Below are 14,586 nucleotides of genomic sequence, written 5' to 3' on the forward strand. Positions count from 1 at the left end.
CACCTGTAAATTTCAGAGCAAATCATTTTTCATTCGGGGCGTAGCGCAGCCTGGTAGCGCACTACCTTGGGGTGGTAGTGGTCGGAGGTTCAAATCCTCTCGCCCCGACCAATTCACGCAGTTCATCAGCAACGGCCGCGAGCGGGGCGTTCGGATTCCCGGCCCTGCGGGCGTTCACCGCGCTGCGTTCGCCCGCGAGGGCGAACGGTCACGGTTCACCCTCTCGCCCAGACCGATTCACCGGCATCTCTCGCACCCGGGAGCGCGGGGCACCCGGGTTTTCAGGCTTTGCGGGTGGCTGGAACGGAAAAGGATTGAAGACGGGCGGCCAATGGCCGCCCGTGGCTGGAGACTGCAGTACTGATCAGGATCCGAGAGTCTCGGATCCTGCGTGGCCCGCCGTGCGTGACGGGACCGTTGATTGATTACGGGCGGGATTCCTTACAGGGCGCCGGTGATGATGAAAGACAGAATCAGGATGCCTCCGGTCGCGGCGAACATTAAGAACGGTGCGTTCATGATACTCCCCTAGATGTTTTAATAATAAACAATTAGTTAAAACTCAAATCTAATTTATTTCATGTAATCCGGTAGTACCGTTCCCGGAAGCGACGGGCTCCCTCTCCGATAATTCCTGACTACCGCGCTAATATATAACATCAACCGGGCCTGGTACAGCAGTCCGGGATGTAGCGGGTATTTCCCTGAATGAATTTTATGCGGACTTCGCGTCGAGTTCCGCGGCCGAGCGGTCGAGCAGGGTATCGAGAAATTCGAGGAGGCGGTGGACATCGGAGAAGTTGCTCGCCATCCCCAGGGAGGCGCGCACCGCTCCCATCGATTTTCCCGAGCTGCTCACGCAGGTGCGGTAACGGGCAAGATCCAGTGTCTGCCCGGACAGCCGCAGGCATTCCGCGATGAGGGTCGGGGAGTGTGACAGCGCGGCCTCTCCGGCGCCGGGATTACAGAAGCAGCCGGAACGGAGTGCGATGCCGACGCCGGCGGCGAGGTTCTCTACCGCTTCGTAATCGAGGTAAACGCCTTCCGGATCGCGCACATTGAACGCGACGATGCCGCCCCGCGACGCGGTATCCGGGTCGCCGTAGAGTTCGATTGCCGCTCGGCCGGAGGAATGACGCAGGCCCCGCAGCTGTTCCAGCAGGTGGCTGGTCAGGATGGCGACCCGGCGGTGTATGGTTTCGATCCCGAGCGTGGAGAGGAAATCGAGCCCGGCGCTGACGGCGGGGAAGCCCAGGTAGTTCACCGTGCCGTCCTCGAAGGCGGCCTCGTCGTCACGCAGTGCGTGGGACTGGAGCAGCGTCGACACGATTTTTACCGTGCCTCCGCTGAAGCATGGACGCATGAGCCTGCGCAGCGCGGCGCCGCGCGCGATCAGCGCTCCGATGCCGGTGGGGTAGCCAAACATCTTGTAGAAAGACAAGACGACGAAATCGGGCCGGACACGTGTCAGATCCAGCCGGTTGGTCGGTACGAAGGCGGCGGCATCCAGCAGTACCTCGTATCCGGCATCCTGCGCGATGGCAATCCATTCCAGGGGGTGCTGCGCGCCCGAGAAGTTCGATTGCGCCGGATAGGCCAGCAACCTGTTTCCGCTTGCGCCGGAAGCGGCGAGATGGGCGGAGATGTCCTCCACTCGCAGGCTGCCGGGCGCGCTGGGGATATACCTTACCGTCGCGCCGCGACGTATGGCGTGTTCGCGGATCCCGTTCACGGAATTGTGATTGTCCGCGGTGAGGAGGAATTCCGCATCCTCGTCGAACGGATAGCCCTCACCGATCAGTCTCAGGGCGCCGCTTGCGTTCGCGGTGAAGATGACCCGGTACTCGTCCGGGTCGGCATTGAAAAACCGCAGCACGTCGTCGCGCGCACGTTGGTGCATTATGGTTGACGCGCTTGCGGCGGCATGCGCCGAATGAGGGTTGCCGAAGGTACCGCGCAGCAGTATTTCCCGATGCTGATCGATAAGACTGGCGGGATAGGGGCAGGCGCCGGTGTAATCGAGGTACGTCTGGGCCTGGGCGTCGAACCGGTTGAAGTCGCGCGCCCTGAGTTCGTCCAGCGCGCAGGTGCCCCGGTATGAGGGGTGGCGCTCGAGAAACATCCTGAAGGCGGAATCTTCCGGGTGTAGAGCTTGGGCGCCTTGCATGGTCATCGCCGGGTGACGGGTCCTGATCAGTGAGGATGTCGGATAGGAGGCAGTTTTCGCACGAACTCCGGGTGTCGCAATCGGTTTAGACTGAATTTAAACCATGTGAGCGGAAAAATCGATACAGAAAGGCGTTCTTCCGACAGGTTTGGCATGCTCCGAAGAGGGTTCCGTGGTGGTCAGTTTCGGGATACTGGCGGGGTTTTCGGTAGTGCTGCGTGCTCAGGGTTTCCCGCCGCTGACCGATCATTATGGGTGCCATCACTGTCTGGAGAGGGCTCGGTGACCTGCGGGCAAATCATTACGGGGTGGGGTTTGTGACCCCGTCCGCTTTTGAATAGTTATATATTTCATATATTTATTATGTTGTTATGCGGCGCCGATACAGTAGCTTTGTGCCGGGCGAATCGTATCCTGTGGCATTTCCGGCGTGGTGAGCACGATTCAGTGTAGGGAACGAAAGTGCCGATTTCATCAAGCAACGCGCACCTCCCCGCAAGCCGGGAGGTCCTGCTGACGCGACTGGGGCGATGCACCGATCTGCCCAGTCCGGTTGGCATCGCGGTGCGTATCCTGGAACTGGGTCAGGACCCGGACGTGACGCTCGGCGACGTCGCCAAGGTGATCAGCCTCGATCCGGCGCTGACGGCAAAGCTGCTCCGGATGGCGAACTCACCGCTCTACGCCCGCCATCGCAAGACGGAAAACCTCCGCCAGGCCATCACCCTGTTCGGCGTGGAAGGGACCATCACCCTCGCGCTCAGTTTCTCGGTGGTGAACGGCTTGAAGGGGAAAGTCGGCCACCGTTTCGATTACGACCATTTCTGGCGCCGTTCCCTCGCGGCGGCCACCTGCGCCCAGGTGCTCGGTGAGCGCATCGAGGTGCGGAACAAGGAAGACCTGTTCCTGTGCGGGTTGCTGCAGGACATCGGAATGCTCGCGCTCGACAAATCGATGCCGGAGTTGTATCAGCAGTGCGACATACGTTCCGTACACGCCGGCGTGATCGGGCATGAACATTCGGCCCTGGGCATGGATCATGCCGAGGTCGGCGCCTGGTTGTTGAAGCGCTGGAATTTTCCGGAAAGGCTTCAGATCATCGTCGCGTCCAGCCATGAACCGGAGGCGGCATACGTGCGGTATGCGCCGCTCAGGCAGCAGATTGACGTGGCGGCGCTCGCCAGCGACATGGCCGATCTGTTATGCGGAAACGGTGGCAAGGAGGCGATCAGCGCGGTGATTCGACGCGCAGAGGAAGGGCTGGGGATGGCGCAGGAGGTGTTCGTCGATGCCCTGGCGGCCTCCGCCGAGGTGATGAAGGACATCGCACACCTGTTCGACATCAGGATCGATGACCAGGCCTGTCTGGAGTCCTTGCTCAACGAGGCGCGCGAACTGATTCTGTTGCGTCATATCAACGTGATGCAACGTTCGACGACCCTGGCCAGGACCGCGGAACTCCTCGAGGATCGTACCCGGAAACTGGAGGAGGAGAACCGGCGCGACGTGCTGACCGGTCTTTACAACCGGGCCTATCTGAACCATGCCCTCCACGAGGAGATCGGCATGGCCGGCCAGCATGACTGGCCGTTCACCGTGATGTTCATCGATCTCGACGATTTCAAGCAGGTCAACGATAACTACGGTCATCTCGTCGGCGACGAGATCCTGAAAAGCACCGCCAGGATACTCGCCGATAACACCCGGGGCAGCGATATCATTGCGCGCTACGGTGGCGAGGAATTCGTCGTCATCCTCCCGGGCACGGGACGAGAGGGAGCCGAGATGACCTCCGAGCGTCTGCTGGCGGCCTTCCGCGAAAAACATCATCTGATCGACGGGCGGGATATTTCGGTGACGGCGTCGATCGGCGCCGCGACACATGGCGAGGAACAGCAGTTCTCCAGTGTGGAGGAGGTGCTCAAGGCCGCCGATCATGCCCTCTATGCCGCCAAGCGCCGTGGTCGCAACCAGGTGGTCTTTTTCCCGCAGGAACCCGCCTGATCATCCGCTGTGCCGGTATGGCGGCGCGGCCACGCTTTCTGCCCGGCAATATTCCCGCTCCCGTCTCTCCTGTGCCTGAGTGTTCTGAATGCTCGGAATGATTTCATAGCTAATTGTTTCATATAGACATTTATTTCAGATTTTCCCCGACATAAGTGTCCGTGCCGAAAGCGTCGTGTGTTTTGGCCGGTTTTTTGCTGTAAAAGGCCGGGACTTTTACCGCAACTCCAGGGGCCATGGATCGAGCAAACAGGTGTCCGCCGGGTCGGACTGGGACTTTCCGGGGCGTATGGCGATTCCGGCGCCGCAGCCGGGTCAGCCCTTGGTTGCTGCTATTGGCCACCTTTGTCTGCGGCTGGGCCCACGCCGAGGTGGCGGGGGATGCGATCTTTATCGGCGGGGATGAATGTCGGGCCTGCCACAAGGGTCAGGAACGCAGCTATCTTGCGGGGCGGCACGGCAAGATCTTCACCCTCAATCCCCGGGATGCGCGCGAGTCCCACGGCTGCGAGGCCTGTCATGGCCCGGGTTCCAGGCACATCCAGGTGGTCGGAGAACTCGATTCCCAGGGGCCGCTCCATATCCGCTCGTTCAAGGATTCCGCCGTCGCGATTGAATCAAGCCAGGCCTGTCTCGGTTGTCACGAGCAAGCCGAGCGCCTGCACTGGAGGGGAAGTACGCATGAGATGTCGGGGGTGACCTGCACCTCCTGCCACAAAATCCACGGTGAGTCGCCGGTGCCTACGATGGAGATCTGTCTCGACTGTCATAAATCACAACGCGCGAAACTGCAGCGCACGGCGCATATGCCGCTACGCGAGGGCAAGGTCACCTGCATGAATTGCCACAACCCCCACGGCGGTCCCGGGCCTGCGCTGCTCAGGACGGGTTCGGTCAATGAAACCTGCTATCAGTGTCATGCTGAAAAACGCGGCCCGAATATTTTCGAGCATCCGCCCGTGCGGGAGAATTGCGCCAATTGCCATGATCCGCACGGTTCCAACAACCCGCGTCTGCTGAAAAAGCGGCTACCCTATCTGTGTCAGGAATGCCATTCAGTGCGGCAGCATGTGGGCACCTTGTATAACGGTGAGGATCTCGATAATCCCAATGTGCGTCAGTTACGTGGCAAGGCCTGCACCAATTGCCATTCCAGGATTCACGGTTCAAATCACCCGGCCGGGGCGAGGTTCCAGCGTTGAGCACGCCCGTTCAGCCCTGGTGTACGCGCGCACGTGCGCGGCATTTCCGGGACACGGCTCCCGTTTTGGTTCTGTGTTGCTGCGGTCCCTCAATGCTGTATGCCCCGGGCGCCACGGCGGACGATCCGGTCGATATCCATGGCAATGCCGAATTCGGCGCGGCGACTGTCAATGTCGATCATGCCAACAGCAGATTCGGTGAATATACCGGCCTGGAAGATGACGATGCATATCCGGTCGCGAATGCGGAAGGCAGCGTCGAGCGTGGTAGCGAATATTTCCGTTTCCATGCAATTGATCTCGGCCTCGATTCCAGGCGGCTGGATCTGTCGGCGGGGCAGTATGGAGTCTACTCCCTGCAGTATCGCCATGACGAGATCCCGCATCTGATATCGCGCGATGACCGTACGCCCTTTGATGGCGCGGGTAGTGCGCGGCTCACGTTGCCCGACGCATTTGTTCCCGCCGCGACGACCGCCGCCATGGGGGGGCTCGAAGAGAGCCTGAAAACTCTCGACCTGCGAACGGATCGAACGCTGAATCTGTTCCGGGCGAGTCGGGATTTCAGCGGCGGCTGGCGCGCGAAGCTGTCAGTCAAGCGGGAAGACAAGAACGGGGTCCAGTCCCTGGCGGGGATCACGGCCCAGAATCCGGGCCAGGTCGATGCGTCCATCCTGCCGCAGCCGGTTGATTACCGTACCGATGAGTTTTCGGCAGGCCTGGAATATGCCCATGACGGCAAGCAGATCGAATTGGGATATTTTCTATCGATATTCCACAATGAAAATTCCTCCCTGACCTGGGATGTTCCGTTCCTGAAGTCGGCGCCGGCCGCGCTGGACTATCCATCCGTGGCGCGCATGGGTCTCCCGCCCGACAATACCTACCAGCGAGTGAATCTCAGCGGCGGGATGGATCTCCCCGGGGGAGCCAGGCTGTCGGTGACGGCAGAAATAGGGCAAATGAGACAGGACGAGACGCTGCTGCCCTATTCGACAGATGATATCAATGGAACTGCTTCTCTCCTTGAGGACGGCGAAAGCCTGCCGCGTTCCAGCGCCGAAGCGCGAATAGACATAGTGCATCTCGTTCTCGATATGGCCTGGAGGCCAGTCACCAGCTTGGGTGTCAATGCCCGCTATCGCCTGTACGAGACCGATAACAAGACGCCATATACCCTGTTCGACCGGGTGATGAACGACACCGTGGCGCAGTCGTCGACCGAGGATATATACAGCCGACCGTACGATTTCTCGCGCTCCTCGCTGGAACTGGGGGCCAGTTACCGCTTCGTCTCGGGGGTCAATCTGAAGACTGATTACCGCAATGAGGCAGTCGATTATGACGGATATCGAGCCGTTCATGACACGAAGGAGGATACGCTGAAGGTCAATCTCAGCAAGGGCCTGGGAGATGCGTTATCCGGCCGGGTCGGCTACCTGCATTCACAGAAGGATGCCGAGAATTACGATGCCTTTCTCTCGTATAGTACCCGGCTCGATGATGTGTCCGGTTGTCCCTCCGTCGTATTGGTGGATCCGGATCCCGATACGGGCGGAAGCACTGCGGTGGATACCTGCTTTGACAATCACCCGGATATTCGCCAGTTCGATATCGCAAGCCGTGAAAGAAACCGCGCGTTCGCATCTATTTCCTACAACCCATTCGAGAATTTCGATCTCGGGCTGGATGTGGTCGACAGTCGGGAAAGATATCGTGACAACGTACTTTTTGACGACACCTACCTTGGCATCACGGAGGATGACAGCCTTGCGATGACGCTCGATGCCGGCTACTCATCAGAAGAGGGATGGTCTCTCTCGACGTATTTGACCAGGGAGTTGATCAGTTCTTCCCAGACCGGGCGTGAATTCAATGCAACGATATCCAGCGCGATTGATTCTTCCCTGAACTGGATCGCGGACTTCGACGATACGATAACCACTCTGGGGATTCGGGGCGGATTCACACTCTTGTATGAGACGCTGGATATCACACTTGGCTATGCCTACAGCAAGAGCGAGAGCCGCATCCGTTTCACGGCCGGGAGCGCCTTGGTCTACGAAGACATGCCGTCGGACGGGAGCGAGCGTCATACCGTTGATGTCAGCGCCGTCTACAGGCTCAGTGATTCGGTCGCGCTCGGGGCCGGAGTGATGTACGAATGGTACCGTTCGCTGGACTGGGCGCTCGACAATGTGGAGGCCGGGGGCAGTGCCCTGAACGATGTCCTGCTCTTGAGCGGGCCACAGGAGGACTATCGGGCGTATCTGCTCAGGGCGAGCATGATTTATAGCTGGTGACCGGCAAGCCTCCCGTTCGGATATCCGCCATCGATGTCTGATCCGCAAACACGGTTTCTCCCGTCCCGCTTGGCGGCGTAGAGCGCGGCATCCGCGGCCCAGATCAGTTCGTTGTCCGTGGCGGTTTGCGAATCGAGCGTGGCGAGCCCGATGCTCGCCGTGATGTAGAGGGTCTTCCCGGATTCGTACTCGATACCGTGTTCCTCGATGGCCCTGCGGATCCGTTCTGCCATGGCCATAGCTTCCTCCCTGCTGGTGCGCGGCAGGATGACCGCGATTTCCTCGCCGCCGTATCGGGCCGAGATGTCGCCGCGTCTGATGTGCGAGTTGACCACCCGGCTGATCGAACGCAGGGCCTCGTCTCCAACCTGATGGCCGTAGGTATCATTGATGTTCTTGAAGTGGTCCAGGTCAATGATAAGGAGGGACAGCGCATGCGTCTCGTGGCGGTAGCGCGCGATCTCCTCCTGCAGCGATGAGGTGAACTTCCTGCGGTTGAACAGCCCGGTCAGGCTGTCATAGGCGGCGAGTTTTTCCAGTTCATCCTGGTCGTTCTTGAGCTTCTCCGCCATGGTGGTGAAACCGTCGATCAGGTAATCCAGCTCGTCCGGGGCCGTGGCGGCGGATTCACCGTTCTGGCCGTGATCGGATTTTCTGCGTTTCAGCGTCATGTGCGCGCTGAGGTCGCCCGAGGTGATTTTGCGCATGACCTGGGTCAGCCTGTCGAGGTTCCTGATGACGATCAGGTTGATGGCCGCATAGACCAGGCCGAATATCACCACGCTCGCGAGAACCTTGAGGAGTATCGAGGCTATTGTGTTGCGCAGCACCTCCTGATTGATGCGTTCGATAGAGAACACCATGTTCACGGCGCCGAGCACGTCGCCCTCCTTGGCGTAGAAGTGACACCCGGAGGCCTCTGAACAACCGTTCTTTCTGACCTTGTACGGGGCGACGATGCGCATGCGGTCATTTTCGACCACGTATGCCGTCTTGCCGGTTTGCAGCACCTGGTGGTCGATCTCATCCTGGGCGGCCTCGCGCGGGTCGATCGGGATTACCTTGTCGAACTTCAGGATCTGCTCTTCCGAGTGATTGATCTCGTAGCTGATATCGGTGATGTCATTGATGATGTCTTCCCGCTCATCGGGATCGCTGGCACTGTCGAGCCGATCCAGAAGCTCCGTGATCTGCTCGCGGTAAACCCGGAGATTCTCCCGTTCACGCGGGATGTCGTTTTCCTGCCGCACGCGTCGGAATATCTCATTGACCCTGGGGCTGCGGATGACCCGGATCGAATCGAGCTCGGAGATCTCGTTGGACAGATCGTTGAAGAGATTGAAGCGGGCGTCCATCTTCCCTTCGCGCATGAGCGTATTCAGGGCGATGCGGACGGTTTCGCCGGACGAGGTCCCCCAGCGCAGCACCTCGTTCAAGGCGAGCTTCTTCGCCTGCTCCATGTCATACCAGACGCCGACAATGACGAAAGGCAGCCAGATCACGCTGATCGCGAGGATGATCTTCGTGCTGATTTTATTTGTTTTGATCATCGTGCTGTGGGCATTTGATGCGTTTTTCCTTGCGGTCTTCGCTGTCCGGCAACGCGGCGCGGGTTGCCCTGAGGTTAGGTCGGCGCGCCTTACTTGTAGTGTTTGTGGAAGGCACGCGTGATCTTCAGGCGTTCATCCCGATCGAATTTGTATTTCTCGTCCACGGACGGCTGCATCGGCGTGTCCTCGTGTTCATGGCAGCGGCCGCATACCTTGGCGTCCAGCGAGCCGTACAGTTGGCCGGCGGCGCCTACCTCCTCATGGGTAAAGCCCGTGTGCTTTTGTTTGTGAATCTTGCGGTATTCGCTCCCCGGCCCGTGGCACATCTCGCAACCGATGCCGGCGCGGGTGGGGGTTTCATCAAGGTTGACGTATCCCCCCGTTTCCCGGTAGCCGGTGGTGTGGCACTTCAGGCATTTGATCGACGTCGTGTAGTCCTTGTCCGGATCGAGTTCCGCCTTTTTCTTGGCGGCGACGCGCTGCCCGGGTTTCAGCAGTTCGAAGGCCTTGGCATGTTTGCTCTTCTGCCAGTCCGCGTATTGGTCGCGATGACACATGGCGCACCCCTCGTATCCCACATAGACCGGGGGAGACGCCGAGACCACGGTATCGGCATGAGCGGGCACGGCCAGCAGCATCACAAGAAATAACCCAAATCTTACAGTCACTTATCCTCCCTGCGTCACCCGGAAAGGCGATTCCCCCCGAAACCCTGCCCCGGTGCAGTAGTTATCGTTTTCTGGGCCTTAATACTTGAGGAATTCGCGCGGGCCTGAATCCGGGTTTAGATCCGGTAAATCAATGCTATAAGTGTGTGAAACGGGTATGGTGCCGACTCGTTCAGGCTATGATGTAGGCATTCGGTGCGAAAGGTTTGAGATGTGCGCGACTGACCCGGTGCGAGGTCATGCTTAATGGTCGCCAGGGCGATGATCAGGAGAAATCTGTTGCGAGCGCGACCGCCTGTGTTGATCCTGGGTGGCTGTCTGGGTGTCGCCGCGGTCCCCGCGGCAGCGGAAATGGACCTCCGCGGTTACGGCGCCGGCCTGTATGTCAGCCGCGACGATATGGGCATCACGAACGCTGACAGCGATCTCGATATGCAGGTGGATCGCATCGGAATCCGACTTTCCGAGCGAGTAAACCCGTATCTGAAGCTGGGCCTTGAGGGTGGCATCGTCGCGGTAGACGTCACCGGGCAGGCGGTTACGGACGGGATACAGCTGTCGGGTAACTTCCTGGGCGTCAGTCCGGGCGGGACCGCATTCGCGGGCACGCGGATCGGGATCAACTATTGGCTGGGTCTGAGCTATCAGAGTGCAGAGGATGGAACCGCGGGGCAGAAGGTGGAGCAGGACTGGCTGGAATCGGAAGTCGCGGTGAGTCTCAGGTGGCGCGCCGCGGGCAGGGCATCGATTTTTGCCGGGTCGCGCCTGAGGGCCCTCGATCTGGATCAACGGATGAGCGGCACCGTCGATTCGACGGCATCCTTCGAGGAACAAGGCCGGGCGCAGGCCTTCGCTGGCGTGGCCCTGGAGGTCGACCCCGGGGGGTTCATCGACCTGGCGGTCTATCGCGGCAGCGGTGGTGACGGGTTCGCGCTGACTTTCAGCCGGGAATATTGAGCCCGCCGCCGCGGCGGCGAGTGCCGGATCACGCAGGGGGCAATGGGTATGAGTCATGGCTGCGTCATGGGTGTGTTTCTCGATCGTGGTTCGATCGGCGGCGACGATGTCGATCTGTCACCTCTGACGGACGCGCTGCCCGAATGGAATTTCTACGACACTACGCCGGCGGCGCAGGTCGCGGACAGGATCCGCGACGCGGACGTCGTCGTCACCAACAAGGTGGTGCTGGACAGCGGCGCAATGACGCAGGCACGCAGGCTTCGGCTCATCTGCGTGGCCGCGACGGGGACGAACAACGTCGATCTGAAAGCTGCCGCGCAACTGGGGATCCCGGTGTGCAATGTACGCGGTTATGCCACCGCGTCCGTATCGCAGCATGTGTTTGCGCTGTTGCTCGCGCTGGTTACGCGCCTCCCCGAATACCATGACGCCGTCAGGGCCGGGCGCTGGCAGAAGAGCGCGCAGTTCTGTCTGCTCGACTATCCCATCGCGGAGCTGGACGGAAAGGTCATGGGAATTGTCGGTTATGGTGAGCTGGGACGCTCGGTCGCGCGCCTGGCGGAGGCCTTCGGCATGACGGTCATGATCGCAGCGCGGCCGGGGACGCCGGTGGCGGCGGGGCGCATGCCGCTGGATGACCTCCTGCGCAGCGCCGATGTCGTCAGTCTGCATTGCCCGCTGACGCCGCAGACCCGCAATCTGATCGGCGCGCGCGAGCTGGGCCTGATGAAGGCCGGCGCGATCCTGATCAATACGGCGCGTGGCGGTATCGTGGACGAGGGCGCGCTCGCCGATGCCTTGTCGCGCGGGATTATCGCCGGCGCCGGTATCGACGTACTCGGTGTCGAGCCGCCGGTGGCAGAGAACCCGCTGCTCGCGCGCCCCATCCCGCGGCTGCTCGTGACGCCCCATATCGCCTGGGCCAGTCGTGAGGCCAGGCAGCGCATGCTGGATGAGGTCGGTCGGAATATTCACGCCTGTCTCTCCGGCAGTCCACGCAATCTGATCGGGTCGGCGGACCAGTCCCGGCTCTGATATGGACACCGTGTGCGATCGCTTACAGCCGCTCCGTCAGCCATTCCGGCGTCAGCCGGATGAAGACTGAATTCATCGTGGTGAACTGTCCGGTGGCGAGCAGGAGTCCGACCACCACGAGGAAGATCCCGCTCACGCGTTGCACGATGCGCGCATGCCTGTTCAGCCGCCGGATGAGACCGGTGGCGTGCGTGATGAGCAGGGCGGTCAGCAGAAATGGCAGCGCCAGCCCCATGGCATAGACGAAGGTGAAAAACACGCCGGCAGCGGGCTGGGTGAACGTCATGCTGATCACCGCTCCCAGCAGCGGGCCGATGCAGGGCGTCCATCCGGCGGCGAAGGCGATTCCGATCAGGGCGGAGCGAACATAGCCCGGACTGGCGCCATGCGCGAGCTCCAGCCGCTTGGTCATGTTCAACGCGGGGATGGTGATCAGTCCAATGGTATGCAGACCGAACACGATCACCAGGAGGCCGCCGATCCGGGCGATGGTATCGCTGTACTGATTGAGCGCTTCGCCCAGATAGGTCGCCGGCAGACCGAACAGCAGCATGAAAATCGCCGTGAAGCCTGCCACGAAACAGACGGCGTGCATGAAGACATGGCTGCGATTCAGGACGGTCTCGCCCGCGGCATTGCCGGACAGATAGCTTATGTAGACCGGCACCAGCGGCAGCACGCACGGAGACAGGAACGAGAGCATCCCGGCAACAAAGGCGAGCGGGGCGGTGACGTTGTCTGCATCCATGTCGGATCGATAAGAGCTGATTTCGTGGGCTTTTTATTCTAAGGCGGTCATCCGCCCGGGGCCAGCCGGTGTTTCCTCCCTGCGCGCCCATGAACCGCCGTGCTTGGATTTTGCCGATCCAGGCCGAATATAGACAGGAGAACGTCTCGTGCAAGGAGGTGGCTCATGGCCTACGGTTATCCGACGCCCGAGGATATCGGGATCAGAATACCCAGACGTTTCATCGAGGCGCGTTACCGGCACGGCTTCCGGCATGCCCTAGAGGGCGGACAGATTGCCGCGGTCGAACATCTGAGGCTGTCATTCCGCGAGGGATTTCGCGCGGGCAAGTGCTATGCGCGTGAGCTGCGTCGCGCGCGCGGCGTGGTGGATTTTCCGCTGCGGGCGAAGATCAGATTCAGGTCCAGAGGATAGACAGCAAAGCGCGCGTTCCGCCGAACGCGCGCAAGCGGGTTAGAGATGCAGCCCGCATTCCGTCTTCGGGCTGTTATTCCAGCGACCGCTGCGGTCTATGCCCGCCACCGTGCAGTGCGTGCAACCGATAGAGGAAAAGCCTTCGGCGACGAGGGGATGGAACGGCAGCTGGTGCGCCTTGATATAGGCGTCGCGCTGTTCCCGCGTGACGTCGATCAGGGGGTAGAATTTGATGATACCGCCGCGAACCTCGAATACATCGAGTGTCGAACGGTGGTTGGTCTGCCATCCCATCAGGCCCGAGGCCCAGACGTCGTAGTTCCCCTTGATCGCATACAGGGCTCGACCTTATTGATCGAGCAGCAAAAGTCGGGATCTTTTCTCCATGTCTCGTCCTGGACGGTGAAATCGTGTTTCCAGTCCTCGGCGCGGACGTCCACGACCCTGAGCTTGTACAACTCGGTCAGCTTACGTTTGTACTCCAGGGTCTGCGGGAAGTGATAACCGGTGTCGATGAAAAAGACCGGTTGCTCCGGGGCGAAGCGGGAGAACAGGTGCAGCAGGAAGGCAGACGTGGCCGCGAAGGATGAGGTCAGCATGACCTTGCCGGCATCGAAATCGTGGTAGAGCTGGCCGATGCGCTCCTCGATGCCTAGGGGGCGGTATTTTTCGTTGAGAGCCTTGATAAGTTCCGGATCGAATTGACGTTCCGTATGCTGGCGGCCGGGAGAGTCTGATGGGGCGATAGCGACGTCGGCGCGGGTCTTGGATACTGCTGGATTCAGGCTCATCTCGGCTCCTCGTGACTTATATAATGCTTGATTATGCCCGGTAGAATCCCAGTTATATAACTGATTGATATGATAGACGGCATTTTAATACATTTCAGTTATCTCGTAAATGTCTTCATGCTAGTTTCCCGGCGCCTCAATGCTGCCTGCATACTTCGGTATCGTTGATGGACCGGGGTAAGTCTGGGTGATATCAGTGCCAACGCTTTATACCTGCGGACACAGCAACAGAGAGCCGGCGCGGCTCCTGGAAATGCTGCGCTGGCAGGGCATCAGCCGGCTGATCGATATACGCCGCTATCCGGTTTCACGCCGCCACCCCGGCTTTACCCGCGAAATCTTCCAGCCCTGGCTCGAGGTCGCGGGAATCCGCTACCAGTGGGAGGGAGAGATGCTGGGCGGAAGGCGGATGGCCAGACCGGATTCTCCCCACAGTGCGCTGGCGGAGGATCTGCGCGGCTTTGCCGACCACATGGAAAGTCCGGGTTTCAGCCGTCTTGCCGGGGAGCTTGTCCGGATGGCTGCGACGGAGCGGGTTGCGCTGATGTGTTCCGAACGACTGCCCGAACATTGTCATCGCACTCTGGTGGCGGATTATCTGTTCGCGCATGACTGCCGGATCGTGCATCTGATCGACGATGGTGAGATGCGGGAACACCGCTTGCATCCGCGCGCGCTTAGGGTCGGTGACGCCGTGATTTATAATCGCCAGATGACCCTGACGCTTGATCTGGGCTGAGCTTG

General features: G+C 60.2%; 11 protein-coding genes, 1 tRNA gene and 1 pseudogene. 8 read left to right on the top strand and 5 right to left on the bottom strand.

Features of this window, described 5'->3' with window-relative positions; genetic code table 11:
• The first annotated feature begins 34 nt into the window (after nt 1-34).
• Nucleotides 35-111 (top strand) — tRNA-Pro (locus IPM20_02905).
• Nucleotides 112-715: 604 nt separating this feature from the next.
• Here IPM20_02905 and IPM20_02910 read toward each other — a convergent pair.
• Nucleotides 716-2,122: an aminotransferase class V-fold PLP-dependent enzyme gene (locus tag IPM20_02910; GenBank protein ID MBK9130582.1), complete on the bottom strand. Its 1,407-nt coding sequence runs from the start codon at nt 2,120-2,122 to the stop codon at nt 716-718.
• Between the two features lie 507 nt (nt 2,123-2,629).
• On the opposite strand from IPM20_02910, the gene IPM20_02915 reads away from it, so the two are divergent.
• The 3 genes from IPM20_02915 to IPM20_02925 all read left to right on the top strand — a co-directional run bounded on the left by IPM20_02915 (nt 2,630) and on the right by IPM20_02925 (nt 7,676).
• Nucleotides 2,630-4,171, top strand: coding sequence for a GGDEF domain-containing protein (locus tag IPM20_02915; GenBank protein MBK9130583.1), 1,542 nt, complete (start codon nt 2,630-2,632; stop codon nt 4,169-4,171).
• A gap of 236 nt (nt 4,172-4,407) precedes the next feature.
• Nucleotides 4,408-5,373, top strand: coding sequence for a DmsE family decaheme c-type cytochrome (locus IPM20_02920; GenBank protein ID MBK9130584.1), 966 nt, complete (start codon nt 4,408-4,410; stop codon nt 5,371-5,373).
• A gap of 92 nt (nt 5,374-5,465) precedes the next feature.
• Entirely contained in the window at nt 5,466-7,676 is a 2,211-nt protein-coding gene (locus tag IPM20_02925) for an MtrB/PioB family decaheme-associated outer membrane protein (GenBank protein MBK9130585.1), read from the top strand.
• Here the strand turns inward: IPM20_02925 and IPM20_02930 are convergent.
• Both IPM20_02930 and IPM20_02935 read right to left on the bottom strand, forming a co-directional pair.
• Complete coding sequence (locus IPM20_02930) at nt 7,664-9,226, bottom strand: GGDEF domain-containing protein (protein ID MBK9130586.1); 1,563 nt, start codon at nt 9,224-9,226, stop codon at nt 7,664-7,666. The two genes, IPM20_02925 and IPM20_02930, sit on opposite strands and share 13 nt — an antisense overlap.
• Nucleotides 9,227-9,315: 89 nt before the next feature.
• Nucleotides 9,316-9,894 (bottom strand): cytochrome c family protein, encoded by a 579-nt coding sequence (locus IPM20_02935; protein ID MBK9130587.1) that lies wholly within the window; start codon nt 9,892-9,894, stop codon nt 9,316-9,318.
• A 279-nt stretch (nt 9,895-10,173) separates the two neighbouring features.
• Between IPM20_02935 and IPM20_02940 the strand changes: the two genes are divergently transcribed.
• Nucleotides 10,174-10,851, top strand: a complete 678-nt coding sequence (locus IPM20_02940; protein ID MBK9130588.1) for a hypothetical protein — start codon at nt 10,174-10,176, stop codon at nt 10,849-10,851.
• Between the two features lie 48 nt (nt 10,852-10,899).
• On the top strand, nt 10,900-11,889 hold the full coding sequence (locus IPM20_02945; GenBank protein ID MBK9130589.1) for a 2-hydroxyacid dehydrogenase: 990 nt from the start codon (nt 10,900-10,902) through the stop codon (nt 11,887-11,889).
• Between the two features lie 22 nt (nt 11,890-11,911).
• Here IPM20_02945 and IPM20_02950 read toward each other — a convergent pair whose 3' ends face one another.
• Entirely contained in the window at nt 11,912-12,637 is a 726-nt protein-coding gene (locus IPM20_02950; protein MBK9130590.1) for a cytochrome c biogenesis protein CcdA, read from the bottom strand.
• A gap of 165 nt (nt 12,638-12,802) precedes the next feature.
• Between IPM20_02950 and IPM20_02955 the strand changes: the two genes are divergently transcribed.
• Complete coding sequence (locus tag IPM20_02955) at nt 12,803-13,051, top strand: hypothetical protein (protein MBK9130591.1); 249 nt, start codon at nt 12,803-12,805, stop codon at nt 13,049-13,051.
• Nucleotides 13,052-13,090: 39 nt separating this feature from the next.
• Here the strand turns inward: IPM20_02955 and IPM20_02960 are convergent.
• Nucleotides 13,091-13,842, bottom strand: a pseudogene (locus IPM20_02960) (phosphoadenylyl-sulfate reductase).
• Nucleotides 13,843-14,038: 196 nt separating this feature from the next.
• Here IPM20_02960 and IPM20_02965 point away from each other — a divergent pair.
• Entirely contained in the window at nt 14,039-14,581 is a 543-nt protein-coding gene (locus tag IPM20_02965) for a DUF488 domain-containing protein (GenBank protein MBK9130592.1), read from the top strand.
• The last annotated feature ends 5 nt before the right edge of the window (nt 14,582-14,586 follow it).

This window comes from Gammaproteobacteria bacterium (assembly GCA_016716465.1).
Classification (GTDB): domain Bacteria; phylum Pseudomonadota; class Gammaproteobacteria; order SZUA-140; family SZUA-140; genus JADJWH01.

Bases quoted from the DNA above. Each gene is read 5' to 3' on its own strand.
- IPM20_02945 (MBK9130589.1), top strand. From the start codon at position 10,900: ATGAGTCATGGCTGCGTCATGGGTGTGTTTCTCGATCGTGGTTCGATC.
- IPM20_02950 (MBK9130590.1), bottom strand. From the start codon at position 12,637: ATGGATGCAGACAACGTCACCGCCCCGCTCGCCTTTGTTGCCGGGATG.
- IPM20_02955 (MBK9130591.1), top strand. From the start codon at position 12,803: ATGGCCTACGGTTATCCGACGCCCGAGGATATCGGGATCAGAATACCC.
- IPM20_02920 (MBK9130584.1), top strand. From the start codon at position 4,408: ATGGATCGAGCAAACAGGTGTCCGCCGGGTCGGACTGGGACTTTCCGG.
- IPM20_02925 (MBK9130585.1), top strand. From the start codon at position 5,466: ATGCTGTATGCCCCGGGCGCCACGGCGGACGATCCGGTCGATATCCAT.
- IPM20_02910 (MBK9130582.1), bottom strand. From the start codon at position 2,122: ATGTTTCTCGAGCGCCACCCCTCATACCGGGGCACCTGCGCGCTGGAC.
- IPM20_02930 (MBK9130586.1), bottom strand. From the start codon at position 9,226: ATGATCAAAACAAATAAAATCAGCACGAAGATCATCCTCGCGATCAGC.